The 25,026-nt window shown below is 60.6% G+C and carries 20 protein-coding genes; 12 read left to right on the top strand and 8 right to left on the bottom strand.

Translation table 11 applies throughout. From position 1 onward, the window contains the following. Positions 1–189 precede the first annotated feature (189 nt). The 4 genes from J2X43_RS02390 (at position 190) to J2X43_RS02375 (ending at position 3,355) form a co-directional block, all read left to right on the top strand. A complete protein-coding gene (locus J2X43_RS02390; protein WP_112388778.1) occupies positions 190–1,230 on the top strand; it encodes an aldo/keto reductase in 1,041 nt (346 codons plus the stop codon). Between the two features lie 4 nt (positions 1,231–1,234). Further along, positions 1,235–2,254, top strand: a complete 1,020-nt coding sequence (locus tag J2X43_RS02385) for a hypothetical protein (protein WP_310290675.1) — start codon at positions 1,235–1,237, stop codon at positions 2,252–2,254. 168 nt (positions 2,255–2,422) lie between these two features. Then, positions 2,423–2,884: a helix-turn-helix domain-containing protein gene (locus J2X43_RS02380; RefSeq protein ID WP_112388780.1), complete on the top strand. Its 462-nt coding sequence runs from the start codon at positions 2,423–2,425 to the stop codon at positions 2,882–2,884. 228 nt (positions 2,885–3,112) lie between these two features. Next, positions 3,113–3,355 carry a hypothetical protein gene (locus J2X43_RS02375; protein WP_112388781.1) on the top strand — a complete coding sequence of 81 codons (243 nt, stop codon included), beginning with the start codon at positions 3,113–3,115 and terminating at the stop codon, positions 3,353–3,355. 201 nt (positions 3,356–3,556) lie between these two features. On the opposite strand, the gene J2X43_RS02370 is transcribed toward J2X43_RS02375, so the two are convergent. Together J2X43_RS02370 and J2X43_RS02365 are read right to left on the bottom strand one after the other, a co-directional pair. Further along, positions 3,557–4,510, bottom strand: a complete 954-nt coding sequence (locus J2X43_RS02370; protein WP_112388782.1) for a sulfonate ABC transporter substrate-binding protein — start codon at positions 4,508–4,510, stop codon at positions 3,557–3,559. A 209-nt stretch (positions 4,511–4,719) separates the two neighbouring features. Continuing rightward, positions 4,720–5,763 (bottom strand): LacI family DNA-binding transcriptional regulator, encoded by a 1,044-nt coding sequence (locus J2X43_RS02365; protein ID WP_112444394.1) that lies wholly within the window; start codon positions 5,761–5,763, stop codon positions 4,720–4,722. Between the two features lie 161 nt (positions 5,764–5,924). Here J2X43_RS02365 and J2X43_RS02360 point away from each other — a divergent pair, with 161 nt between their 5' ends. Continuing rightward, a complete protein-coding gene (locus tag J2X43_RS02360; RefSeq protein WP_112388784.1) occupies positions 5,925–7,193 on the top strand; it encodes an ABC transporter substrate-binding protein in 1,269 nt (422 codons plus the stop codon). 19 nt (positions 7,194–7,212) lie between these two features. Then, on the top strand, positions 7,213–8,865 hold the full coding sequence (locus tag J2X43_RS02355) for a DapH/DapD/GlmU-related protein (protein ID WP_112388785.1): 1,653 nt from the start codon (positions 7,213–7,215) through the stop codon (positions 8,863–8,865). 95 nt (positions 8,866–8,960) lie between these two features. Here J2X43_RS02355 and J2X43_RS02350 read toward each other — a convergent pair whose 3' ends face one another. After that, the gene (locus J2X43_RS02350; RefSeq protein ID WP_310290665.1) at positions 8,961–11,303 is read right to left on the bottom strand and encodes a methyl-accepting chemotaxis protein; all 2,343 of its coding nucleotides are present in this window, start codon (positions 11,301–11,303) and stop codon (positions 8,961–8,963) included. 326 nt (positions 11,304–11,629) lie between these two features. Here J2X43_RS02350 and J2X43_RS02345 point away from each other — a divergent pair, with 326 nt between their 5' ends. Together J2X43_RS02345 and J2X43_RS02340 are read left to right on the top strand one after the other, a co-directional pair. Further along, positions 11,630–11,833 carry a cold-shock protein gene (locus J2X43_RS02345; protein ID WP_112388787.1) on the top strand — a complete coding sequence of 68 codons (204 nt, stop codon included), beginning with the start codon at positions 11,630–11,632 and terminating at the stop codon, positions 11,831–11,833. Positions 11,834–11,973: 140 nt separating this feature from the next. After that, the gene (locus tag J2X43_RS02340; protein ID WP_112388788.1) at positions 11,974–12,408 is read left to right on the top strand and encodes a ProQ/FINO family protein; all 435 of its coding nucleotides are present in this window, start codon (positions 11,974–11,976) and stop codon (positions 12,406–12,408) included. A gap of 9 nt (positions 12,409–12,417) precedes the next feature. On the opposite strand, the gene J2X43_RS02335 is transcribed toward J2X43_RS02340, so the two are convergent. Continuing rightward, positions 12,418–13,047 (bottom strand): TetR/AcrR family transcriptional regulator, encoded by a 630-nt coding sequence (locus J2X43_RS02335; RefSeq protein ID WP_112388789.1) that lies wholly within the window; start codon positions 13,045–13,047, stop codon positions 12,418–12,420. Positions 13,048–13,192: 145 nt separating this feature from the next. Between J2X43_RS02335 and J2X43_RS02330 the strand changes: the two genes are divergently transcribed. The 4 genes from J2X43_RS02330 (at position 13,193) to repC (ending at position 19,449) form a co-directional block, all read left to right on the top strand. Then, positions 13,193–15,229 carry an NADH:flavin oxidoreductase gene (locus J2X43_RS02330; RefSeq protein WP_310290658.1) on the top strand — a complete coding sequence of 679 codons (2,037 nt, stop codon included), beginning with the start codon at positions 13,193–13,195 and terminating at the stop codon, positions 15,227–15,229. A gap of 487 nt (positions 15,230–15,716) precedes the next feature. Next, a complete protein-coding gene (gene repA / locus J2X43_RS02325; RefSeq protein ID WP_112538251.1) occupies positions 15,717–16,931 on the top strand; it encodes a plasmid partitioning protein RepA in 1,215 nt (404 codons plus the stop codon). Positions 16,932–16,982: 51 nt separating this feature from the next. Next, complete coding sequence (gene repB, locus J2X43_RS02320; protein WP_112388792.1) at positions 16,983–18,029, top strand: plasmid partitioning protein RepB; 1,047 nt, start codon at positions 16,983–16,985, stop codon at positions 18,027–18,029. Between the two features lie 151 nt (positions 18,030–18,180). Next, positions 18,181–19,449 carry a plasmid replication protein RepC gene (gene repC, locus J2X43_RS02315; RefSeq protein WP_112538252.1) on the top strand — a complete coding sequence of 423 codons (1,269 nt, stop codon included), beginning with the start codon at positions 18,181–18,183 and terminating at the stop codon, positions 19,447–19,449. Between the two features lie 129 nt (positions 19,450–19,578). On the opposite strand, the gene J2X43_RS02310 is transcribed toward repC, so the two are convergent. From J2X43_RS02310 to J2X43_RS02295, 4 genes are all read right to left on the bottom strand, one after another. Beyond that, positions 19,579–20,775 (bottom strand): MFS transporter, encoded by a 1,197-nt coding sequence (locus tag J2X43_RS02310; RefSeq protein WP_112538253.1) that lies wholly within the window; start codon positions 20,773–20,775, stop codon positions 19,579–19,581. A 78-nt stretch (positions 20,776–20,853) separates the two neighbouring features. Next, positions 20,854–22,290: a M81 family metallopeptidase gene (locus J2X43_RS02305; protein ID WP_310290652.1), complete on the bottom strand. Its 1,437-nt coding sequence runs from the start codon at positions 22,288–22,290 to the stop codon at positions 20,854–20,856. A gap of 10 nt (positions 22,291–22,300) precedes the next feature. Continuing rightward, positions 22,301–24,217, bottom strand: a complete 1,917-nt coding sequence (locus J2X43_RS02300; RefSeq protein ID WP_112538254.1) for a beta-N-acetylhexosaminidase — start codon at positions 24,215–24,217, stop codon at positions 22,301–22,303. Between the two features lie 31 nt (positions 24,218–24,248). Next, positions 24,249–25,025 carry an SDR family oxidoreductase gene (locus J2X43_RS02295; protein ID WP_112538255.1) on the bottom strand — a complete coding sequence of 259 codons (777 nt, stop codon included), beginning with the start codon at positions 25,023–25,025 and terminating at the stop codon, positions 24,249–24,251. Position 25,026: the final 1 nt, after the last annotated feature.

Raw genomic sequence — 25,026 nt, 5'->3', positions numbered from 1 at the left:
CGACATCACCATCATGACCGGCAAACCAGGCGTCGCCGCGCTATCCCAATTCACCCGCAAGATTTCATTCGTCCGGTTACATTGTTGTACGACAAATTATATGCCAGTATGTGATGGCGAGGTAACGCAGGAAGGCGCGAAGCCCCGCATCACATCAGACGATCGAGCGAAGAAGTGTCAGGAAAATAAATGCCAAAACTGGAGAAGAGAAGCGTCAACGCGAATGGGCCTGAGGTTACCGTCATGGGCCTGGGCGGAACCGGCCTAGGCAACATGTACCGCGCGACTGACCCGAAAGTGGCGCATGACACCGTTCACGCTGCTTTCGAGAAGGGCTTGCGCTATTTCGATACGGCGCCGGTCTATGGCTTTGGCCTGGCGGAGACCCGGCTTGGCGAAGCGATCCGCACGCTGCTGCGGAGCGAAATCGTCATCTCGTCCAAAGTCGGCTACGATCTGGTGCCGATCCCCGACAGCGAGGTCAAACCTGTTCTCTGGGACGAGGCGCCGCCTTTTCGCGCCGATTTCGACTATTCACGCGATGCCGTCTTCCGGTCGATCGAGGGCTCACTGAAGCGCCTCGGCACTGATTATATCGACATGCTGGCGATCCACGATCCGGACGAGGCGATCCACTTCGCCAAGGGTGAGGATCCGCGCGCCCGCAGCCGCTTCAGGGAAGCGATGGACGGCGCCTATCCGGCACTCGACGAGCTCAGATCGCAGGGTGTCATCAAGGCGATCGGCGTCGGCATCAACCAGTGGCAGATGCTGTCCGATTTCGTCGAGGCGGGTCAGTTCGACTACTTCCTGCTGGCCGGCCGCTACACGCTTCTGGAACAGGAGCCGCTTGCCACACTGTTTCCCGCCTGCGAGCGCAAGGGCACGAAGCTCGTCATCGGCGGCCCCTACAATTCGGGAATTCTGGCAACCGGCGCCGTCAACGGCGCGACCTTCAATACGCGCAATGCGCCGCAGGAGGTGCTGGATCGCGTTGCCCGGCTGAGCTCCGTCTGCGAAAGCCACAAAGTGCCGCTGGCCGCTGCCGCTCTCCAGTTTCCGCTGGCCCACAAGCTTGTCGTCAGCGTCATACCCGGCGCCCGTTCGGTCGCAGAACTCGAACAGAATCTCGACTATCTCGCGTGGCCGATCCCGGCGGGCCTATGGTCGGATTTGCGCGATCAGGGGCTGATCGATCCGGCAGCGCCGCTACCCGGCGACACGCAGTGACATGATGCCTCCGCGGCCGGCGATTGCACCCATCGGCGAATTGGAGACGATCCTGTCGTCGACGAAAGCCGACCTGACGGCGGCTGCTGGCTTTCCCGAACTAGAGATATCCGGCCGCCGGATCAGGCTGTTCTTCGTGCGCGAGGCGCAGGCGGCGATCACCGACTGGCCGGCGCTCAAGGCGAAAGCGCGGCGCGTTGCCACCGCGCTTGCGCGGGTGGATGCGACGCCCGTTCTGGTCACCACGCTTGCCGCATCTCCGCTTGCCGCGGTATTACAGGATGCGGGATGGGCCATCCTGCGTGAAGGCAGCAACGAGATTGTACCGGGCGGCCCTCCAGCGGACATGGCAGACCGGAAAATTCAGGGTTTCGGAAGCCGGAAGCTCACCCTTCTCTGCGCCCTTTGGCATCTGCGAAACGAAAGCTTCGAAGCGTCGCAACTCGGCGCTGCCGCCGGCGTTTCGGCGACCGCGGCGCGCAGCGCCATTTCCGATGCCGTGCAGCTGGGCTGGCTCGTTCCGCAGGCCCGTGGCCGCAGCCACCGCTACGCCGTCGCTAATTCGCAGGCGATCATCGATACGGTGAAAACAACGGCGGCGGCGGCAAGCCCGCGCTGGCAGCACTACGCCGTTCCCGCCGATGCCCTCACATCTCTGCCGCAGCGGCTCGATGGATTCTGCCGGACGCATGATATCGGCTATGCGATTACCGGGCGCTACGCTGCGAGCTACTATCTCGGCAGGCGCGGCGATGTGCCGGAGTTGCAGATCAGGCTTTCGCCCTCGGTCGACATCGCCGACCTGCTCGCCCATCTCAGGGCCGCGCCGGTCAAAGCGCCCGGCAATCTCGCGATCGTGATTTCGGCGGATGCCGCCAGCTGGCTCCACGCCAGGCGCGCCCACGGGCTCGATCTTGCCAATCCACTGATCGTCCTCTGTGATCTCTTGAGCCTTGGAAGCCCTGCTGCCGAAGCGATCGAGGCCTGGCTCAGAGGCAGCGAATGCGCTTCAGACGGGGGCTAGTGCCACCCATTGGTACTATATACACAAGCGCGTAGCGGCGAATGGTCCATCCCCAGAAGTAGCGATTGAATTTTTCACTCTGCTCATACACTATCTATTCGCGCCCCCCCTATTGATCGGTCCTCCGCAAGGACGCCAATCGACCCTCGCGGTAAACGGAAAAAAGAAATGAACGCCAAGGCCCCGAATGCAATCGACGTCTATGTCGGCTCCCGAGTAAGAATGCGCCGGCTCCTTCTCGGCCTTAGCCAGGAAAGGTTGGCCGATCAGATCGGCGTGACGTTCCAGCAGGTCCAGAAGTATGAAAAAGGCATGAACCGCATCGGCGCCAGCCGCCTGCAGAAGATCGCCGAAGTGCTGTCTGCACAGCCGAGCTATTTCTTCCAGCAGGACGACAACCAGCCGCTGACGCTCGAGGGCCTGGAGATGCCGCAGAAGGCTGATCCGGTTTCAGAATTCCTCCGCTCCAAAGAGGGCCTCGCTCTCAACCGCGCCTTTCTGAAGATCAACGATCCGCAGATCCGCGAAAAGATCGTTTCACTCGTCAAGGCGATGGCACAGGCCGAAGGCCACCGCGAGGTTGCCGCCGACACGGTCGCTTCGGATTCCAGCGTCCCGCTGAACGGCTGACCGCTGATCCAGCAAAACGATGACATCGAGGCGCGGCCATCCGGACCGCGCCTTTTGATTTCCGCAGCCTATGACCCGCATGGTTGCATCCGGATTCCAGGTTGAATTCCGAAGCGCATTCCGACGCCTAGACGTGTGTCACGCTTGTGTCACGCGCGTCCTGCGGGAAGTTCAACTAGCCTCGTCATGTGGCCGTTTGCAGCGGCAACGATCTCATGGGGTGTATCAATGGAAGATGCGGTCATCGACATCAGGAACGCGAAGGGCGAAGAGCAGCTGAAGGAGCTGGCCTCCCTTGCAAGACTGATTGCCTTCGCGCGTGAGAATGCCAGGGAGCTCAATGCAGAATTCCCGGCCCATTGCCTGGATATGGCGCTGAATGCCCTGCTTCAGGATCTGCAGGGCAGCGCAGCGCCCGCGATCGCCGAGGAAGGGCAGCGGCTCGAAGCGGCTTTCGCGGTTCGCCACTGACTGAGCCATTTTCTTGCTCCGGAAAAGCCGGGGCAAGATGATAGCTCGCATGCTTGCTTCAACTGCTTAAACGTTACAGCAAACTGCGCGCAGCCTGCCGGTAGCCATGTTCGCGGTGATAATCGCGATAGTCCGATTTGCCTTCAGCCGATGATGCTCGAGAACTCCACCGGCTGAGGCCACACATGCTTTCATGAGCCGTCAGGCTTTGCCGCCGCGCACCGCGTCGGCGATCGTGACCTTCTTCGGAATGAGCTTGAGCTCGTAGAAGGTGTCGGCGATCGCCTGCTGCTGAGCGACGACAGAAGCATCCAGGCTCTTCACGCCATAGGACTGACGTTCCAGCGCGCGGACGAGGACCGGTTCCGGAATACCCACGGACGGCGACAGTTCGGCAGCTGCTGCCGCAACGCCGGATTTGGTCCAGTCGTCGATTTCGGAAATCGCTTCGATGACCACATCGATAGCCACGCTGTGGCCATCGACCAGAGTTTTGGTCCCGAGATAGAACTGATGGTTCGGGACGATACCCTCGCCGTTTCTGAGCTCGCGCGCTTCGATCGCGATCTCTGCCGCCGCCTGGAAGGGATCCCAGATAACCCAGGCATCGACGGCGCCCTTTTCGAAAGCGGCGCGGCCATCGGCCGGAGCGAGGAAGGACGGCTCGACGTCGGCATAGGTCAGGCCCGCTTCTTCGAGCGCCTTAACGAGCAGATAGTGAACATTCGAGCCCTTGTTGAAGGCGACCTTCTTGCCCTTCAGATCGGCAACCGACTTGATCGGGCTATCCTTGGGAACGAGGATCGCTTCGCCGCGCGGGGCCGGCGGCTCGTGTGCGATATAGACGAGCGGCGCATTGGCCGCCTGTGCGAAGATCGGCGGCGTCTCGCCGGTCGAGCCGAAATCGACGGCTCCGGCGTTCAGCGCCTCGAGAAGCTGCGGGCCACCTGGGAATTCAGTCCATTCGACCGAATAGCCGATCGTCTCGAACTTCTTCTCCAGGATACCCTTGCCCTTGAGCAGCACCAGGGTGCCGTATTTCTGGTAGCCGATGCGAACGACCTTGTCGGCTGCAATAGCGGTCCGAACCCCGACCAGGGGAGCGGCGATTGCGCCGGCCATGGCCACGGTAAATGCGCGTCTCGAGATTTTCATAGTGAGCCCCTCCGTTGAATTGGTTGGGCCAAAATTAAATTATGTCTACAGCTTTACTAGACTAATCGTGCTGTTTTCGGAGCAGTCCAAGGATTCCATTTTTGATTTTTGCGTCATTCGCAAAATGGGTGCTCGAAAGAGCGTTCAACCGCCTGGAATCCAAGTGATACGGGCGCATTTTCATCGCCAGACGGCGACCCGCGCAGCGTCTATTGCGCACGAAGATAGTGGCGCGGCGGGCCAACGGTTCCCCGTTCGATCAGCCGGACCGACATGCCGACGCGGCGCACCCGCGCCTCGGCGTTCAGCGCTCTCTCCTTCAGCATATCCCAGCCGACGCGGCCGAGCTCTTCGCGCTCGATGCGAAGCGTCGTCAGTGCCGGGGTGCTGTGCTGCGCGATCGAGATATCGTCCATGCCGATCACCGAATAATCACGCGGGAGGATGTTGCCGCGGGCGCGCAAGGCATCGATGACGCCGAGCGCCATGATGTCGTTGCTGCAGACGAATGCCGTCGCCTTGGCGAACCGGCCCTTCTGCATCGCGTCTATCAGGGCATTCGAGAGATCAGGCTCGAGGATCCCCGCAGCCGTCAGGTCAAACAGGTGCCTGTCGGGGTCAATGGCAATTCCGGCCTCCTGCATGGCATCGCGAAAGCCATCGAAGCGTTCCTTGAGCGACGTCCGGAACAGCCGGCTTACATGCACGATTTCAGTATGGCCTTCCGACAGCAGCCTTGTGGTCGCCAGCCAGCCGGCGGATCTGTTGTCGGGCAGCACGCAGGAAAGCCGCATCGTCCGGTCGATGCCGTTGACGATCACCGCCGGCGCATGACTTCTGGCCACCTGCTCGATCAGGACAGGATGGTCGAGACCGACGAGAAGCAGACAGGCGCCGTCTGCACCGAGCAGATTTTCGACGTTGACGCTGCCGGTTTCGATATCCGGCGTGAGCAGATGGACCTTGGCATCGACGCCGCCCTCCCTTGCGGCATCGAGCGCACCCTGAATGACGCCCTCATAGAATTTCGAATTCAGATAAAGTGCCGCTGTGGTCACAACCGCCAGACCGGATGGAAAGGCTTCCGTTAACTCCGTCGTCTTGTGGCGATAATCGAGACGCGCAGCCGCCTCCAGGATCCGCTCCCGGCTCTCGATCCCGACCCCTGACCGGTTGTTCAGCGCCTTCGACACCGAGGCAATTGAAACGCCTGCGGCTTCGGCAATATCAGAGATACGTGATCTGCGTGTCATCCAGGGATTCTCCTCGGACCTTGATTAGCACGGCCGGTTGAACCTCGCCACTGTTCGAGAAATTTTCTCCATCAACGAAATTTTTCTTTCCCTATCTATTTTTTCGTTTATCGTTGCACAGTCGCCGCATCAAGCGGGCGGCATTGACCTGGGAGGGGAAGATGCTGAGACGTCGAGAATTCATCGCAAGTGCAATTGCCGCCGCCTTGATCGACATTCCCGCGGCACTCGCCGCGGACGAATCGCTGAGAGTGTTCTGGTGGGGCAACCCGGACCGGGCAAAACGGACTGGCGAGGTCATCAAGCAGTTCGAAGCCGCCGCGCCTGGCGCAAAATTTACCGGGCAGGTCGCCACATCCGACTATTGGGTGAAACTGAGCACCATGGTCGCGGGCCGCAATGTGCCCGATGTCTTCGCACTCGAGCCAGTCACCTTTGCCGACTATTCCCGCCGCGGCGCGACGCTGGATCTCACGCCGTTTCGCGACAGCATCATCAAATCGACGGATTTCGCCTCCGGCGCACTGGATCTCGGCACGGTCGATGGAAAATTGACCGGCATTCCGACATCGCTCAACGCCGCGGCCCTGATCGTCGACAAGGCAGCGCTGGAGAAAGCCGGAGTTCCGGTGCCGGCGGCGTCCACGACCTGGGAGCAGTTCAAGACGATCTGCACCGACTTCAAGAAGGCCGCTGGTTCCGCAAGCCTCTTTGCCGTCGGCAACGGCGCGAGATACAGCTTCGTCTTCGAAGTCTGGCTGCGCCAGCGCGGCAAGACACTGTTCACGCAGGACGGACAGCTGGGCTTCCAGGAAGCCGACGCGATCGAGTGGTTCGATTACTGGGATCAGCTGGCGAAGGCTGGCGGTTGCGTGACCGCCGATATTCAGGCCCTCGACAAGGGCAATATCGAAACCAACCCGATCGCCAGCGGCAATGCCGTGATGGCATTTGCCTATTCCAATCAGCTTGCCGGTTACGGTGCATTGGCAAAATCGGAAATGTCGATCGGCTCGCTGCCGGTGCAGGAGGCGTCCGGTCCCTCGGGGTTGTTTTACCGGCCCTCGACGCTATGGTCGATATCGCCCTGGTCGAAGTCGCCGGAGACGGCTGCGAAGTTCATCAACTTCTTCGTCAACGACACCAATGCCGGGCATGCTCTTGGAACCGAACGCGGCGTTCCCGTGAATGCGAAGATCCAGGGCGACGTCGCTGCCACCGGCGACAAGGTTTCGAAGCAGACGATCGATTACATCGTCTCGTTGAAGGATAGGGTCGGCCCCTATCCGCCTGCAATCCCGATCGGCGCTGCCGAGTTCTCGCAGCAGGTTTTGACTGCGACTGCCGACAGCGTCGCCTTCGAGCAGATAACGCCATCCGACGCGGGCAAGCAACTCATGTCGGAAGGCAAGCGCATATTCGGCGGATGAGCAGCACCGGGGAAGCATGATGGATCAGCGCAATAGTCCGCAGCAGCCGTTGGACGAGCACAAGGAAGCGCGCAGACTGCAGTTCCTGCCGTGGGAGCGTGCCGCTGCCGACCTCGACCATCCTGACCATATCGAACGAAAGACTGCGCTGCAGGAGTCCTGCGGCGCGGAATTTTCCGATACGTCCTACATCGCCGAGCACGCGGCGGTCTTCACTGAAAGCCTGAAGATGGGCGAGCGGTCATGGATCGCGGGTCATGCGCTGGTCCGCGGTGCAGTCGTGCTTGGCGATGACTGCACCATCAACCCCTTCGCCTGCGTCTCCGGAAAGGTGACCTGTGGCAATGGCGTGCGGATCGCATCGCATGCGTCGATCGTCGGCTTTAATCACGGTTTCGACGATCCCGGCGTGCCGATCCACCGGCAGAAGGTGACCACGACTGGCATCACCATCGGAGACGACGTCTGGATCGGCGCCAATGCCGTCGTGCTTGACGGCGCCGTCATCGGCAGCGGGGCGGTCATTGCGGCGGGTGCTGTCGTTTCCGGCGAAATTCCGCCGATGGCGATCGCCGGCGGCGTACCGGCGCGAGTCATCCGCATGAGAGGCCAGCCGCCCCGGTCATCCCGGCCCGGTAGCATCGAGGGCAATCTTCAGGCGCTTGGACAGAAGGCGCGGGATCAGTGGCCGGAGATCCTTCAGCGCTGGAAAACTGCCGATGCCTATCTGTCACTTGAAGCTGATGGCGTCGCCCGCCCGGCTACCCGCCATCTCTGCGATGCCATCGAGATTGCTGCAGGCTTCGGCGAACTGCCGCCCGGACTGAATGTGGCTGAGACCATCGAGCGGCTCCGGAGCCTTCAGGACCGTGAGACAGGTCTTTTCCCCGAAGCTGGAACGCAATCCGCCGGCACCGAGCTCCGGCAGGACCCGAAAGCGCTCTATAATGTGCTCTCTGCCGGCTACGCACTCGAAGTCCTGGGCTCCCATCCGCAGCAGGCAATCCAGGCCGTGCAGATCGATCTCGCCGAACTAGATCGCTGGCTCCTGGGATTGCCCTGGACAACCGCAGCCTGGAGCGCGGGCAGCGTCATCGATGCGATCGGCACCGCCATGTATTTCAACGCGAGATATTTCAACGTGGACCAGCCACGCCAGGCGCTGTTCGAATGGCTGACGCGGCATGTCAACGTGGCGACAGGTGTATGGGGCGAACCGACGGCGGCGGAAGGCTGGCTGCAGCCTGTCAACGGCTTCTACCGCCTGACGCGTGGAACCTATGCACAATTCGGCGTGCCCCTACCGAAGCCGCATGAAGCGTTTGAAACGGTGCTGCTGAACTACCGGAACCATCAGGGCTTCACCGGCTCCAAATACACCGCGTGCAATCTTCTCGATACGATCCATCCTCTCCTGCTCATCGCGCGCCAGAGTGACTACCGGCGTGGCGACGCCGAAGACATCGCCAGGAAGATCATCGCCAGAGCGGTGGACCGCTGGCAGGACGGCGAAGGTTTCGCCTTTGCCGATGGCAGCCCGGCCAGCCTGAAGGGAACCGAAATGTGGCTGTCGGTCGTTCATCTGGCAGCCCGGTATCTTGGCCTGGCGAACGCATTCTCCTTTTTGCCAAAGGGCGTGCATCGCACGGCCGCCGTCGGTCTCGGTTTATAGCGAGAACTCCGACCGCGCCCGCAGAACGGAAAAGGCCGCAACGAAATCCATCGCTGCGGCCCTTCCGTCACTCTCGCTGCCGCCGCAGCCGAGCGTTAGAACTCTTTCCAGTCGTTGCTGGCCGAATGCGTCGTCCCGCCCGATCCGCCGAAGGCAACGGCGAGCTTTGTCGAGAGCGTGCGTGCCGGCGAGGCGACCGCGTGAAGCCTGCTGCCGTTTGCCGTTCTATGGGTATTGCCCGAGACGTCGTAAGGCCGGTTTCCGTTAGCGCCGTCGTCCAGCTTGAACTGCGCAAGACGTTCCGCCAGCGCCGCGACTTCGGTCGCCAGTGTGTGGCAGGCGGCATTGGATTCTTCGACCATGGCGGCATTCTTTTGCGTTGCCTGGTCCATCTGGTTCACCGCGGTATTGATCTCCTGAAGGCCCGTCGACTGCTCCCTCGCGGACTTGACGATCGCGTCGACATTCTGGTCGATCTGCTGCACCTGACCGACGATGGCCGATAGCGCGTTGCCGGTCTCGGTGACCAAATCAACGCCAGTCTTGACCTGCGATCCCGAGGAGACGATCAGCGTCTTGATTTCTTTGGCGGCACCAGCCGAGCGCTGGGCAAGCTCGCGAACCTCCTGCGCGACGACCGCGAAGCCCTTGCCGGCCTCCCCTGCCCTCGCCGCTTCGACGCCGGCGTTGAGAGCCAGCAGATTGGTCTGGAAGGCGATGTCGTCGATGACGCCGATGATATTGGAGATCGACCGCGACGATTGCTCGATCGCATGCATGGCATCGACAGCGCGCCGGACGATCTCGCCCGAGCGCTCGGCATCGCCCTTGGTGCGAGCGACCATCGATCCGGCCTCCTCGGCACGGACGGTCGAATCCTTGACGGAAGTGGTGATCTGTTCGAGCGCTGCTGCGGTTTCCTCGACGGACGCTGCCTGCTGCTCCGTGCGCCGCGCCAGATCATCGGCGGCGGAGCGAACCTCGCCGGCGCCGCTCTGGATCACATTGGCATTCTGCGAGAAGGAGACCATCGCCGAGCGAAGCTTGACGATCGAGTCGTTGAAATTGACGCGGGTCTCATCGAGAGCAGCGGTGAAGGGCTGCTCGAGCACCGTCGTCATGTCGCCTTCTGCAAGCCTGGAAAGTCCGCGCGCCAGCTCGCCGACGGCGAATTTGACGTCGGCTTCCTGCGCCGTGTTCAGCCGTGCGCGCTCTGCCCGCTCCTTCTCCTGCTGCGCATGCGTGGCAGCAGCCTGATTTTCAAGATCGGACTTCTGTCGATTGCTCTCCAGCAGCCGGCTCAGCGAGCGGGAGAGATCGCCGATCTCATCCTTCGAACCGGCGTCCTTGATCTGCACGTCGAGCTTGCCGGCGGCGATCTCGGCCGTCTCGGAAATCACATTGGAGATCCGGCCGATAAAACGGCGTGCGATCAGCCAGCCGGCGAGGCCGAGCATCAAGGCGGCAACGCCGGTCGAGATCAGCGCATCGCGGATCATTGCATTCAGCTCGGCAAAAAGCGTTGCCTTCGGTACGGATATCACCGCATACCAGTCCGGCCCCTCGCCGAGCTTGACGGGAACGGCGACCGCCAGAGAAGCAGTGCCATCGCTCGCCATCAGCTGCTGCTCGGCACCGAGTTTGGCAATCAGGCCGTCCCATCCCGCCGTCTCATCGCCTGCCTGGCTGAGGCTCTTTCCGATCAATGCAATATTCGGATGGCTGACAATCTTACCGCCGCCGCTGACGAGCCCGATAAAGCCTGTCCCCATTGGCTGGATCTGTGACAGCGCCTTGCTGGTATCCTGAAGCGAAAGATCGAGCCCTGCGACGCCCGCCGGCTTTCCGTCGATGATGATCGGTTTGGTGACCGAGGTCATCAGCACTTCCTTGCCATCGATCGTGTAGGGATAGGGCTCGACGACGGTCGTCTTGCGCGTCGTGAATGGAACCTGATAATAATCGCCCGGACCCGGCGTCGCATAGTCGGTCAATGCGGTATGGGTGATCTGCGTGCCGCTGCGAACCCAGTAGGGCACATAGCGGCCGGTCTGGTCATAACCTTCCTTGTTGGCGAAATCCTTGTCCTTGCCGTCGAAGGCATCCGGCTCCCAGCCGGTCCAGGTCGCCAGGATTGCCGGATTGGCCTGCAGCATGTTCAAGAGAATCTTGTCGGCCTTGGTGCGATCGGCATCGCCGGTCTGCTTCAAAGTCTGCAAAACGGCATCCAGGCTATCGACGATATGGACGGTACCGCCAATATCGCGCTCGACAGCAAACGCCTCGGACCGGGCGATCTGGCGCATCTGATCCATGCTTTCTGTGCGTATTTCCGTGTAGGATCTGAAGAAAAGGACGCCGGATGCGGCAATAACGGCAACGACGCCGCAAGCGCCAATCGAGAATAGATTACGACCTGTCGTTGTTTTGAAGAGCATATTAATAACTCGTTCCCGTCATGATTGTTTTACGTTGAACCCGCCGCCGATATTCTTGGCTTTAGACTTACAATTTTAGCTATTCATGATTAAGGAATGTTTGATTGACAGATATCTTGGAAAGCAATCAGACGGGCGTCACGAGGCGCCTTTGGCGTCAAAATTGCTTTTGCGATGCCGATCGCAAAACGATTGCTGGACCAAACGCCGTTCTTCTGCGAAAGAACTACACCCTGTAAAAAGGCGTAAACCGTTGATAAGCCGGCGCGCGAGCGATAGGCTCCGGCGGCGATTGAAAACGGCTAAGAGAAGTAAAAGGAACTCTGATGGCTACTGGTACTGTAAAATTCTTCAACGATGACAAGGGCTTTGGCTTCATTACCCCGGAAAGCGGTGGCGCTGACGTATTCGTGCACGTGTCTGCTCTGCAGCGCGGCGGCTCGCTTCGCGAAGGCGACAAGGTGAGCTTCGAAGTCGGACAGGACCGCAAGACCGGCAAGTCCAAGGCCGAAAACGTCGCAGTTCTCTAATATTTTGCAAGGCCCAGCCGCACGCGTGTGCCGGCTGGGCCTTCATTCGATGCCGATGATCAGGTCCCCGTCACGGGAACATCAGCGGATGTCGCGGTTTTTTCACAATGGCAACGTATGGAAGCCATGTGGAGTAAATCATGCGCAAAGCCTGGACTGTCAGCCGCGGACCGATTGCGGCAACCGAAGCGGATGTCGAGAAAGCCCGGGCGATCAACGCCATGCTGACCCGTTCGATTGGAATTCTGCCCGAAAATCCCGGTGACCCCATCCTGCCCTTCGCGGTCGGCCTCTTCAACGAGATCAAGGCGCTGCTGAAGCCGGAGCATGGCGTGAGCAGCCTGCGCCGGGCGACGGCGTTCCACATTTTCTCCAAGCGCTATTATTTCGCCAGCGCCCAGCCCGATTCGATGCGCCACGACATCGACGGCAGACCGGTCGAACCGCTCAGCGCTGCAGACCGCCTTGCGGCGCAGAAAAGCTTTCTCGACGTGAAGCGGCAACTGATGCGCACGAGCATCGAAAGACAGCAGGCCAACAAGGCACACATCGATGAAGCGCGCGCCGGACACTAGCGGGCCCTTTCAGCCCGGCACGTAGCCGTGGCGTGAATAGAATCTGTCGAGTTCGCGGTTTTCCGGCGACCGGCCAGTGAAGATTTCCACGTATTCCGGGATGCGCTTCATGCGTACCGCAAGATCTTCCTGCGACTGCATGGAGATATAACCGATCTGCACCAGATAAACGGTGCGGGCCCGGACATCGGCCCTGGCTTCGTCTTCACCGAAGCGGTGCAGCATTTTCGTCAGGGCGGAAATCCGAAGCTGATCGGCTTCCTGCACTTCCGCAAGCGTTTCCGCCGATTGCAGCGCCCAGCTTCGGATGGCGAACTCGAATTTGGCGTCGAACAGTGCAGGATCGATCCAGCAGTCGAAAACGTTCAGCATCGCCTCGGCCACCGTTTCCGCATAGGCTTCCGAACGCCTGACCAGATTTCCGGTATTCTTGTCCCGCCATCTGGCGACCAGCGCGCCGAGCAACTCCTCGCGATCCTTGAAGAACCAGTAGAAGCTGGTGCGCGACAGCGTGAGCTTCTTCGCGAGCGGCAGGATACGCACGCTATCGACGCCCGATTCGAGCAGCGAGGCATAGGCCGCCTCAAGCCACACATCCGGCGAGCCCCGCCAGCCGCTATCATTCTGTAATCGCTCCATGGCGCAGAGGTACCAAACTCCCATCGCGGCAACAACGGGTTTGTGCATCGCTGTCTGTCAGCAAAACAGCAATGCCTTCTAAATTGACATAGGTGTACATTTCTGGATAACCTTCGATCCCAGTCATGAACACTGGAGCACCGCGATGTCGAACGATCCCCTCCTGCAACCCTACAAGCTCAAGCACCTGACGCTTCGCAACCGGATCATCGTCACCTCCCACGAGCCTGCCTATCCCGACGACGGCATGCCGAAGGAGCGGTACCGCGCCTACACGGTCGAGCGGGCCAAAGGTGGTGTGGCAATGACGATGACCGCGGGCTCGGCCGCAGTCTCACGCGACAGTCCTCCCGTCTTCAACAACCTGCTTGCCTACAAGGACGAGATCGTCCCGTGGATCCGCGACATGACCGATGCCGTCCACGAACAGGGTGCCGCGATCATGATCCAGCTGACCCATCTTGGACGGCGCACCCGCTGGGACAAGGGCGACTGGCTGCCCGTTCTTGCACCCTCGCACCAGCGCGAGGCCGCGCACCGGGCTTTTCCGAAGAAACTTGAAGACTGGGATATCGAGCGCATCATCAAGGATTTCGCGGATGCCGCGGAGCGGATGAAGGCGGGCGGCATGGATGGCGTCGAGCTGGAAGCCTATGGCCACCTGATCGATCAGTTCGCCTCACCGCTGACCAATGAACTCGACGGCCCCTATGGCGGTTCGCTGGAAAACCGCATGCGCTTCTGTTTCGACGTGTTCAGGGCGATGCGAGAAAGAGTGGGCGACGATTTCATTCTCGGCGTCCGCTATACCGCCGACGAGTGTCTTCCCGGCGGTACCGATCGCAATGACGGCATCGAGATTTCGAAACGGCTGCGCGACAGCGGGCTGATCGACTATCTCAACGTCATCCGCGGGCATATCGACACCGATCCGGGCCTGACCGACGTCATCCCCATTCAGGGCATGGCGAACTCGCCGCATCTGGATTTCGCCGGCGAAATCCGCGCCGCGACCAATTTTCCGACCTTCCATGCCGCGAAGATCCCCGACGTTGCGACCGCCCGCCACGCCATCGCCTCCGGTAAGGTCGATATGGTCGGCATGACACGGGCCCACATGACCGATCCACACATCGTTCGAAAGATCATCGAGAAGCGGGAGGAGGATATCCGCCCCTGCGTCGGCGCCAATTACTGTCTCGACCGGATCTACCAGGGCGGCATGGCCTTCTGCATTCACAACGCCGCTACCGGGCGCGAAGAGACGATGCCGCATGTGGTGGAAAAGGCGGATGCCCGCCGGAAGATCGTCATCGTCGGTGCCGGCCCGGCCGGGCTCGAGGCGGCGCGCGTCGCCGCCGAGCGCGGCCACGAGGTCGTCGTCTTCGAGGCCGCCAACAATCCCGGCGGGCAGATCCGCCTGACGGCACAAAGCGAACGCCGCAAGGAAATGATCAGCATCATCGACTGGCGCATGAGCCAGTGCGAGAAACGGGGTGTGACCTTCCATTTCAACAGCTGGGCCGAGGCTGACACTATCGCCGCCGAAAACCCTGATGTTGTGATCATCGCCACCGGTGGCCTACCGCATACCGATGTCCTGTCGAAGGGCAACGAGCTCGTTGTCTCCGCCTGGGATATCATCTCGGGCGACGTGAAGCCCGGCACCAATGTGCTGATCTATGACGATGCCGGCGATCATGCCGGCCTGCAGGCGGCGGAGATTATCGCGAGGACAGGCGCGAAGGTCGAGATCATGACGCCGGACCGGTCCTTTGCGCCCGAGGTCATGGCGATGAACCTCGTTCCCTATATGCGCACGCTGCAAAAGCTCGACGTCATCTTCACCGTCACCTTACGTCTGGACCAGGCAGAGAGAACAGGCAATCAACTGCTGGCGCATGTTGGCAGCGATTACGGCGGCGTTTCCAAGCAGCGAATCGTCGACCAGATCGTCGTCAATCACGGCACAATCCCGTTTGATGACCTCTATTTCGAACTGAAGCCGCTCTCCAGCAATCTCGGAGAGCTATCGCACGATCAGCTGCTGGCCGGGGAGCCGCAGACCGTCACCCGCAATGCCGATGGCAAATTCCAGCTGTTCCGGATCGGAGATGCAGTGGCGGCGCGAAACACCCATGCCGCCATCTATGACGGCTTGCGGATCGCAAGCCGCCTTTGATCCCGGCGCGGGAATGCAGCCGCGTCGTCCCCGAGTCGCAGCAGAGACAGGCGGCACCCGGCCTGAGGCAAGGCCGGGCGTTTGTCGCAACCAGCGCTTTTGCGGCTCATATCGGTCGGATTGTTCACAGCAGATCGGTCCGTAAACCGTTGATCGGCGAGCCGAAATGGGCTCAAGATAGGCAGTGGCAAACGAATTGCGATTCGATTCGCGGCCTCCGAGACCCAAAACCGACAGTGGCTAATGCCGTGATATGGTTAATGTTCTCCCCTGAACGGAAGTAGAAACGCTGTTCGCTTCCGCTGCCTATACATAGGATTATCCGGCGCGGAAAACCGCTCTTTTCAGCCGCCAATCTGTTCAAGGCTTCTCGAAGAAATCCGGTTAACTCCCTGTTAATCCTAATTGCCTTGCAAGAAAAGGAGAATCGGAGCTAAATGCGCTTTCAAGGCCCGCAGGGTGTTTAAATCGCATTTTCGAGATTTCCATGAATATGGCACCGACAATTGATAAGGCAATTTCTGACGTCGATCAGTTGATCATCGCTCAGGCACAGGAACTGTCCGAGAAGCTGAAGCAGCACCGGCTGGAAATGTTTCCGCCGCGGGCCATGAAAGATCTGCGCGAGTTCCAGCTGGCGGAGGCTGCGCACTTTCTCGGCGTCACCAGCGGCTATCTCAGGAACCTGTCGCTGGAGGGCAAAGGCCCCCTCCCCCAGGTCACCTCGTCCGGGCGCCGTTCCTACACCGCCGTTCAGATGAACGAGATGCGCCAGTTTCTCGACCAGAACGCCCGTGGCGGCACGCGCTACGTTCCGCATCGCAAAGGCCACGAGCATCTTCAAGTCGTCGCCGTCGTCAACTTCAAGGGCGGCAGCGGCAAGACCACGAGCGCAGCCCATCTTGCCCAGCACCTGGCCCTCACCGGCCACCGGGTCCTGGCTGTCGATCTCGACCCTCAGGCCTCACTGTCCGCCATCCATGGCTTCCAGCCGGAATTCGACGTCGATGAAAACGAGACGCTTTACGCGGCGATCCGCTACGACGACGAGCGCCGGCCGCTGAAGGAAATCATCCGCAAGACCAATTTCCCCAACCTCGACCTCGTCCCCGGCAATCTCGAGCTCATGGAATTCGAGCACGACACGCCGCGCATTCTCGCTCAGGGCAAGACCAGCGATTACGGCCGGATCTTCTTTGCCCGTCTCGACGAGGCGCTGTCTTCGGTATCAGATGATTACGACGTCGTCGTCATCGACTGCCCTCCCCAGCTCGGCTTCCTGACGATGAGCGCGATCTGCAGCGCGACCGCGGTGCTGATCACCGTTCATCCGCAGATGCTCGACGTCATGTCGATGTGCCAGTTCCTGCAGATGCTCGGCGAGGTGCTGAACACCCTGAAGGGCGCCGGCGGCAACATGAACCTCGACTGGCTGCGCTATCTGGTGACCCGCTACGACCCGCAGGACGGGCCGCAGACGCAGATGGTCGCCTTCATGCGCTCGATGTTCCGCAATCACGTTCTGACAAATCCGATGCTGCGAAGCGTCGCGATATCGGATGCGGCCATGACCAACCAGACGCTTTACGAGGTCGAGCGCAGCGCCTTTACGCGCGCCACCTATGACCGCGCAATGGAAGCGATGGATTCAGTCAACGGCGAGATCGCCGATCTCATCCACAAAGCCTGGGGCCGCAAATGATAACTCACGGCTTCGCCACGGGAAACCAATCGACCGTCCGGAGGGAGACATATGGCACGTAAGAATATCCTCTCCGGCCTGATGGACGATTCCAAGAAGTTTACCGCGGTAAATATCGAAGGCGATTCCGGTGCCGAAAAGCAGCAGATTGCCTTCAAGGGAATCGGGGCGCTTGGCGCCGTCACCCGCAGCATCGACGCGCTGGCGGCGAGGGCGGATGCGGCGCGCGATATCGAAGAAAAGCTCGCTCATGGCGAAACGGTTATCGATCTCGATACCGCTCTCATCGAGGAGTCCTTCGTCAGCGATCGTCTGGTTCAAACCGACGAGCAGTTTCAGGAATTGCTTGAAGCGATCCGCTCGCGCGGTCAGGACTCCCCTATTCTGGTGCGTCCGCATCCGCAAAAGGATGGCAAGTATCAAATCGCCTTCGGTCATCGCCGTGCGCGCGTTGCTAAGGAGCTCGGCCGTCCGGTTCGCGCCGTGGTCAAGAAGCTCGACGACCGTGACCACGTCATCGCCCAGGGTCAGGAAAACTCGGCGCGTGCCGACCTCTCCTTCATCGAGCGCACGATGTTTGCCGACAAGCTCGATACGCTCGGTTTCGACCGCGAGACCATCATGTCGGCGCTGAGTGCCGATAAGACGACGGTCTCCAAGATGCTGTCGGTCACCCGCCGCATCCCGGCCGAGGTTCTCTCGGCAATCGGCGCTGCGCGCGCCACCGGCCGCGACCGCTGGCACGATCTTTCGGTCAAGTTCGAAGAAGAAAATTCCGCCGAGCGGGCAACTCTCTTCGTTGAGACGCCCGATTTCGTTGCTGCCGAACCGGACGTGCGTTTCGATATGCTTGTGCAGTTTCTGAACGGCAAACCGGTTTCCACCGCTCAAAACCAGGCGCAGCCGGCATCCATCAGCCAATGGCAGCGACGCGACGGTTCGGTCAAGGCGAAGATCAAGGATAACGGCAAACAGTTCACGATCGCGCTGAAGGCAGCCAAGGGATCGGCCTTCGGCGCCTATATCGCAGACAATCTGGATCGTCTCTACGAGGCGTTCGAGAAGGACATGATTTCATCGAAGAATGGAGATCAATAAGCAAAAGAAAAGGCCCCCAAAACGTTGCCGTAGTGGAAGCCCTCTCTGATCTAGACACCCAGAGAATCACATTTCCACTCCACATAGTCAAGAGTCCCCGGCACCTATTTTTGGTGAGCTGACATCTTTTGCCTTGAAGAAGGCGAAGAAAATGGATGGTGGAAGTGTGACGACGCCCTTTGGGCGGCGGCCGATGACGCTTGGCATGCTTGCAAGCCAGGTCAGGGCCCAAAAGATCGAGAGCAGTGCCTCGGTCGACAAGTGGAAAATTTATCGCGCGCTCTGCGAAGCCAAACCTCTGCTCGATATTTCCGACCGGGCGCTCGCGGTGCTGAATGCGCTTCTGAGCTTCTATCCACATGGCGAACTCTCTGCCGAGCGCAGCCTTGTCGTGTTCCCATCTAACAACCAGCTTTCAATCCGATGCCACGGCATGGCCGAGCAGACGGTGCGGCGGCATATGGCATCTCTCATCGCCTCCGGCCTGGTGCTCCGCAAGGACAGTCCGAATGGTAAGCGTTATGCGCGCAAGGACCGTCAGGGCGAAATCCGGGATGCCTATGGTTTCTCGTTAGCGCCGCTGCTTGCCCGCGCTGAGGAAATCGCACGTCTCGCAGCCAAGGTCGCTGCCGAGAAATTGCATCTGCAGACCATCAAGGAACAGCTCACCCTTTGCAGGCGCGATATCTCGAAGCTGATCACAGCTGCGATCGCCGAGTCGGCCGATGGCGACTGGTGGGCGATCGATGAGGCGTTTCATTCCATCCTCAACAAGCTGCCACGCGTTGCAACCCCGCATCTGATCGCCTCGGTTCTGGCCGAGCTCGAGGAATTTCGCGCCGAAATCGTCAAGCAACTGGAAACACAGATTAAAACCGAAAATTCGAGCGCCAATGCCTTACAGAATGAGCGGCACATACAGATATCAGAATCTGAATCTATTTCTGAATCTGAACATCCGGTTACGAATGCCGGGGATGGGTTGACCGCAGTAAACTCCGCTGATCTCGGCGACAACGCTTTAGAAGGACAAAGGCTGCTACCCGGGAAGGCGTCGATTACCTATCCGATCACCACAGTGACCGAAACCTGCCCCGATATCGCTCTTTACGGACCGGGAGGAAGTGTTCGAACGTGGAGCGATCTGATCAGCGCCAGCACCATCGTCAGCACCATGCTGCAAATCGATCCATCCGCCTATCATCAGGCCGTCAGCAGGATGGGCGTGCAGAATACGGCTGTCGCGATCGCCTGCATATTCCAGAAGGGTAGTACGATTGCGTCTCCAGGCGGCTATTTGCGGACATTATCGCGCCGCGCCGGGGAGGGGCGGTTCAACACATGGCCAATGCTTGCCGCTTTGCGACGGGCGAACATATCGGAGCCTGCGGCAGGCCCGCCAAAACCTGTTACCCAATGATGGAAGCAAACTATTCATTGAGTTCCGTTGCGCTAGGAAAACATCGGATAAACAACGATTGGAACGTCGGGAAATCAGGCCATGAGAGCGCCATATGGACTGAAATCCAAGCGAATCCAGTCGTTTAGCCTAACGTCGGCGTCCATCGAGAAAGAGCAGCAGAGCGAGCCCGGCCATCCCCGAGATCGCACCGACGAATGCCGTCCCGGAATAGGTTGTCAGAGCCGTCCCCGCAGCAAAGAGCAAGGCGCTCAATCCGGCGCTGAGGAATATGTTGACCGAGATCAACGCGCTGCCGAGGCCCGGACGCTCGGCGATCAGATCCTGCAGATAGGTGATCGGAACACTGATCAGGGCGGCTGCGCCAATCCCGCTGATAAGGGTGAGGGCGTAGACCTGCCAGGGCGCGGAGGCGAGGGCGAGCAGCACGAGATAGACGGCGTAGATGATCGTTCCCGCGGCCAGAGCCGTCAGCTGGCTGATCACCCGCAGCAGCCGCGACCAGAGAATGATGAAGATGACCTCGAGGAAGGCAACGATGCCGACGAGGACACCGACATCGGCAACGGTCCCATGCGCAGCACCGGTGACCACCAGCGGCAGGATCGCGCCGTTGACGTGAAGCGTGCTGCTGATCAAAGCGATAGCCACCACGCGACTCAGGATCTTCGGCGAGACGACCTGTCCGAGCGCAGCGAGATAGGACAGATGATGGGTGGCCGCATGGTCGGTGCCGCTCTGCCGTGGCAGAAACAGCCCGATCAACGCCAGACAGACGACACAGGAAATACAGGCAAAGAGATAGGCGGGCAGCATGGTCGGCGAACCGGAGAGCAGAATGCCGGTCAGCCCCGGGACGAGAACCCAGGAGAGGGAGATCATCGCCCGCACGCCCGAATTGACGGTCGCGACATCGCTTCTGTTCATGTCTCCGGTCGCCGCTCTGACATTGGCGAACAACAGCGAGCTCAGCGAACTATAGACGGGCAGGATAAGAAGAGCGCTCAACACGAAGACCTGTTCGGTCGGAATGAGATAGATGGCGCCGTAACCGGCAACGCCGAAGATCGCGGCGATCAGCATCATCGTCCGGTATTCGCCCAGCCGGTCGGCAAGATTGCCCAGCAGGATGCTGACGACGACATTGACGGTTGCGGCCGCGAAGATCAGTGCGGAATAAAGCGCGTTCGAAAGACCCAGCTCTCGAATACCGACGACGGATTGGTAGGGCGAGGTCGTCGCGCCGGCAAAGCCGAAGGTGAAAATCGCAAGCATGCTCACCCGGATGACCGGGTTGCGGAAGACGTCGGGGATAAGGCGTTTCATGTTCTTCATCGAAGACTGGCGAATACAGGCCGGGCGGGGATGAAGCCACCCGATATGGACAGTCGCCGTATGTTGTTGTCAATCTTTCCAAGAAGCGGAAAGACGCGCCTCCGGCGTATAGGCGAAATCGCGATCGAATGGAAAGGCTGGACGCTGCCGGCGCAGGCTGACAAGGTTTTCGATATCCTGTCCAACCACGCCATCCGTCAAAGCCATCAGGTTGGGGTTTGCGATCGGGGCCAGCTCCGGCGAGAGATAGCCGGATTTGACGACGAGAAGTCCTACGGATTTGGGATCAAGGCCGAGGCGGGTGAAATCCGCGATATTGTGGTAGGGGCGCCGGCGCGCAGCAAGAATGACAGTCACGCCGCCGATCCTCACAACGGCCTGCCGGTCGGCAGGAATGCCGGGGTCGTCGAGGGTCAGGATTTCCGCTTCCACATCGACCGGTTGGCTCGACGGATCCAGGCTGCCGCCGATCGATAGCGTTACCCTTGCAGAGTTTACTGCAGTAAAACATGCGTCAACCGTCGGGCGATCCGTGATGCCGGCAAAGAGAACGCCGGTCAGATTGCGGCTCAGAACGGCTCGCAGAACGTCCGCGCGGTCACCGACGCCGCCACCGGTCGGATTGTCCGCAGAATCGGCAAGAATAACCGGACGTGACGATAAATTCTGAGCGATATCAAGGACTTCGTCCAATGGACGGGTGACCGGGCCGAAACGAAAATCGGCGCGTGCATCCCAATAGGAGAGAGCAATCGCCTCTGCCGCCGCTATAGCCGCAGCCTTGTCTTTGCCCGTCACGACGGCGCAGGCCGTCGCGCGCGGCTCATCAGCCCAGACGTAACCGATCATAAGGTTGGCATCGAGAATTCCGTCGCGGGCGTCGAATTCGGGCAGCCTGGCATAGAGCCCCTTTGCCGGCTCGTCCTCAGTCGAGGTGCGCTCGCCGGGCCAGAGAACCGGGACCGGCGCCCAAGCGACACCCGGCCGCTCGCCGATCTTCAACGCATCAACGAGCATTGCCCAGGCACGGACCATCGTCTGGCGTACATCGATATGCGGCGCTGTGCGGTAGGCGGCAAAGATATCCAGCTGGTCGACGATCGTCTGGCTGACATTGCCATGCAGATCGTAGCTCGCCGCGACAATGCAGGCATCGCCGACGACAGCGCGGGCTGCCGAAATCCAGTCGCCCTCGGCATCGTCCATGCCCTTGACATTCACCGCGCCGTGCATGGCGAGGTAGAGGCCGTCGAGCGGCAGCGCCGCTTTCAGCCTCTCGATGAACTCGGACTTGAAGGCTTCGTAAGCGACGCGCGACACCGGGCCTCCGGGTACGGCGCGGGCGTGAAGCAGCGGCAGCAGGTCAGCACCGCTCTCGTGGACGAAGTCGAAATAGGCCGCGCCGAGGAGCTCTTCCCCCCGCAGCACCTTAAAATCATCCACGGTCATCAGCACCGGCGAGTAGGTGCTGCATTCTGTGTGAATTCCACCGATCGCAATCCGCATCGCTGTCATCCTAGAGCATCGGGCTCAGCGGAACGATGGCAGCGAAGCGATGCCAATCCTTCGCGGCCTTCGGCGTCCATGCCGCCTCCGCGATAGCCGGCAGGCGCGGGAAGACGAGACGGTTGAAATAGCCGCGCGACAGGAAATGCTCAGACCAGATACAGGCCTGAACACCCTTCAGCCGATCCTTGAGCTCTTCCGGGAATTCGCCTGCCGCCTCATAGGCGTAGGTATGGGCGGGCGGCACCGTTCCGGCCCAGCTGGCGCCCGGTTCCTGAAAAGCCGTCGCCTGAACCATGTCGAGATAATAGGCTTGGCCCGGCGTCATCACGACGTCATAGCCTTCCCTGGCGAGCTCAATACCGACCTGCGGATTTTCCCAGGCCATCAGCAGGCTGTTCTTTGCCGCAACGCCGCCGCCATGGGCCACCTCGTTCCAGCCGGCGAGCTTGCGGCCACGCTTGTCGAGCATCGCCTTCACCTGCTTCAGGAAATAGGACTGCAGCCCGAACGTGCCTGAGATGCCTTCCTTCTCCATCACCTTCTTGGCAAGCGGCGAGGCAAGCCACGAGCCGTTTGCCACTTCGTCACCGCCGATATGGATGTAGGAGGAGGGGAAAAGCTCGACCATCTCGTCGAAAACTTTCTCCAGGAATTCATAGGTCATCGGTATGGCGGGGTTCAGCGCATTGTTGGGATAGCCCTGAACGGAATGATAGCTGTCGGGCGCTTCCTGACCGTCGGTGAGTTCGGGCAGTGCAACGAGCGTTGCCGCATTGTGACCGGGAATGTCGATCTCGGGAATGACTTCGACACTCAGCGAACCGGCATGGGCGACAATCTCGCGGATGTCGTCCTGCGAATAAAAGCCGCCGGCGGGCTCCGCACCATTGCCGAGCTGTGGAAGCAGCGGTTCGTCGGGCCCGCGCAGAACGCCCGCCGCCGTCAGCTGCGGGTAGGCCTTGATCTCCAGACGCCAGGCCTCGTCATCGGTCAGGTGCCAATGGAAGATGTTGAGCTTGAACCAGGCGAGGATATCGATCAGCCGCTTGACGTCGGCAACCGGATAGAACTGGCGCGAGACGTCGAGATGGCAGCCGCGCCAGCCGTACCGCGGCTTGTCCGATATCGTCCCTGAAAGGGGGAAGCGGAATTTGTCTTTGGTGACGCGAGCGCCGTTCAGCAATTGGGCGAGCGAAGTCAGGCCATATTGGCGTCCGGCAGCACCGGAATAGCTGAGCGTCACGCTGCCGGATGCGAAATCCAGGCGATAGGCTTCTGCCTCAAGGGCGGCATCCGTCTTGAAGATCAGCGGGCGGCCCTGCGGCGAGGCGGCAAGATTGAAGACCGAGTGATCGCTTTCGAACAGGCGCCGCGTCAGCGAGATCACCGTCGAGATGGCAGCGAGTTCCTCGACGCTTGCGTCCTGTGGAAAGAGCACGACTGGAAAGCCGTCGCCCGGTGTGGCACTGATCTCGGCCGGCCATGGCTGAAGCGCAAAGGGGAGATCGAGACGGCCTTCCGGCAGAAGCTCCGGCGGCGGCTCGCTGGTGCGGCCTTCCAGCAAGAGGTCCGACACGGCGACCGGCACATGCTTGCCCGAGGAGAGAGTCAGGTAGGCGGACTTGGCGCCGTCGGTGCAATGCTGCGCCCTGCGGTGCAGGCCGGCGACTGTGAAACTCCAGCTTTCGCCGGGTGCGAGCGTGAGACCGGCGGGCGGACCGAACTCATGGAAATTGGCGTTGCGGCGCAGGAAGGTGGCGTTGCCGCAAGCTGCCGCATCGATGACGCGGGTGAGCGAGGTATAGACGAGCTTGAAACCGGAAAGCGGCTCGCCGGACAGATTGAAGAGCGTGAAGGTGAATGCACCGTTCGGGCCGCCATCCGGGTTCCAGCTGTTTTCCAGGCGGTAGTAAACCGGTTTCATTTCTGTTCCTCTCGTTTTCTCTTATGATTTTTCAATAGTGCTCGGATTGGGAGAAGGTGCGGGCGAGCTCTGCCTGACCGGCCGTCAGGCCGCAATCGACAGGCAGGCAGACGCCGGTGATCGCCGCCGCCAGCGGTCCGGCGAGAAAGCCGACGGCATTGGCGACATCCTTCGGATCGACGACACGCTGCAGCGGATACCAGCGGCGGGCATCCTCGAAGACATTGGGATTGGCCGCGGCGCGGACTTCCCAGGCCTGGGTCTTGACCGTACCCGGAGCCACCGCATTCGAGCGGATACCGAACTTGCCGTATTCGACGGCCACCAGCCGGGTGAAATGCAGAAGCCCCGCCTTGGCGGCACTATAGGCCGGATGCCCGAAAACATTCATGCCGTTGACCGAAGCGATGTTGACGACCGAGCCTTTGCTCGCCTTCAGCTGGTCCTCGACGGCCCGGAAGGTCAGGAAGGCCGCTTCGAGATTGAGCGCATTGTCCGCCCGCCAGATCTCCGGCGTCGTGTCATGCAGACTGACGGCGCGGGCGGCGCCTGCATTGTTGACCAGCGTGCGGACCGTTCCGATCTGCGCTGCCCGCCTGGCGAGCGCTGCAACGCTGCTCTCGCTGGTGACGTCGCATTCGACCGGGATGAAACGATCGGCGCTGCCGAGTTTCGCCGCGGTTGCTGCCGCAGCTTTCGGATCGATATCGGCCAGCAGAACAATGTCGTGATCGTCGGCCAGTCTCGCGGCGATCGCCGCGCCGATGTCGCCTGCTGCTCCCGTCACGATGGCCGCCGATTGCGTCATT

This window comes from Rhizobium sp. BE258 (genome assembly GCF_031457345.1).
GTDB lineage: Bacteria > Pseudomonadota > Alphaproteobacteria > Rhizobiales > Rhizobiaceae > Rhizobium.
Note: the sequence above shows the minus strand (reverse complement) of the source record. Positions and strands in the feature narration are given on the sequence as shown.

Excerpts from the sequence above, each read along its gene's own strand:
- J2X43_RS02305 (WP_310290652.1), bottom strand. The coding sequence starts at position 22,290 with ATGCGGATTGCGATCGGTGGAATTCACACAGAATGCAGCACCTACTCG.
- repB (WP_112388792.1), top strand. The coding sequence starts at position 16,983 with ATGGCACGTAAGAATATCCTCTCCGGCCTGATGGACGATTCCAAGAAG.
- J2X43_RS02300 (WP_112538254.1), bottom strand. The coding sequence starts at position 24,217 with ATGAAACCGGTTTACTACCGCCTGGAAAACAGCTGGAACCCGGATGGC.
- J2X43_RS02385 (WP_310290675.1), top strand. The coding sequence starts at position 1,235 with ATGCCTCCGCGGCCGGCGATTGCACCCATCGGCGAATTGGAGACGATC.
- J2X43_RS02295 (WP_112538255.1), bottom strand. The coding sequence starts at position 25,025 with ATGACGCAATCGGCGGCCATCGTGACGGGAGCAGCAGGCGACATCGGC.
- J2X43_RS02390 (WP_112388778.1), top strand. The coding sequence starts at position 190 with ATGCCAAAACTGGAGAAGAGAAGCGTCAACGCGAATGGGCCTGAGGTT.
- J2X43_RS02330 (WP_310290658.1), top strand. The coding sequence starts at position 13,193 with ATGTCGAACGATCCCCTCCTGCAACCCTACAAGCTCAAGCACCTGACG.
- J2X43_RS02365 (WP_112444394.1), bottom strand. The coding sequence starts at position 5,763 with ATGACACGCAGATCACGTATCTCTGATATTGCCGAAGCCGCAGGCGTT.
- J2X43_RS02355 (WP_112388785.1), top strand. The coding sequence starts at position 7,213 with ATGGATCAGCGCAATAGTCCGCAGCAGCCGTTGGACGAGCACAAGGAA.
- J2X43_RS02350 (WP_310290665.1), bottom strand. The coding sequence starts at position 11,303 with ATGCTCTTCAAAACAACGACAGGTCGTAATCTATTCTCGATTGGCGCT.
- J2X43_RS02360 (WP_112388784.1), top strand. The coding sequence starts at position 5,925 with ATGCTGAGACGTCGAGAATTCATCGCAAGTGCAATTGCCGCCGCCTTG.
- J2X43_RS02370 (WP_112388782.1), bottom strand. The coding sequence starts at position 4,510 with ATGAAAATCTCGAGACGCGCATTTACCGTGGCCATGGCCGGCGCAATC.
- J2X43_RS02380 (WP_112388780.1), top strand. The coding sequence starts at position 2,423 with ATGAACGCCAAGGCCCCGAATGCAATCGACGTCTATGTCGGCTCCCGA.
- J2X43_RS02375 (WP_112388781.1), top strand. The coding sequence starts at position 3,113 with ATGGAAGATGCGGTCATCGACATCAGGAACGCGAAGGGCGAAGAGCAG.
- J2X43_RS02310 (WP_112538253.1), bottom strand. The coding sequence starts at position 20,775 with ATGAAACGCCTTATCCCCGACGTCTTCCGCAACCCGGTCATCCGGGTG.
- repC (WP_112538252.1), top strand. The coding sequence starts at position 18,181 with ATGGATGGTGGAAGTGTGACGACGCCCTTTGGGCGGCGGCCGATGACG.
- repA (WP_112538251.1), top strand. The coding sequence starts at position 15,717 with ATGAATATGGCACCGACAATTGATAAGGCAATTTCTGACGTCGATCAG.
- J2X43_RS02335 (WP_112388789.1), bottom strand. The coding sequence starts at position 13,047 with ATGGAGCGATTACAGAATGATAGCGGCTGGCGGGGCTCGCCGGATGTG.
- J2X43_RS02340 (WP_112388788.1), top strand. The coding sequence starts at position 11,974 with ATGCGCAAAGCCTGGACTGTCAGCCGCGGACCGATTGCGGCAACCGAA.
- J2X43_RS02345 (WP_112388787.1), top strand. The coding sequence starts at position 11,630 with ATGGCTACTGGTACTGTAAAATTCTTCAACGATGACAAGGGCTTTGGC.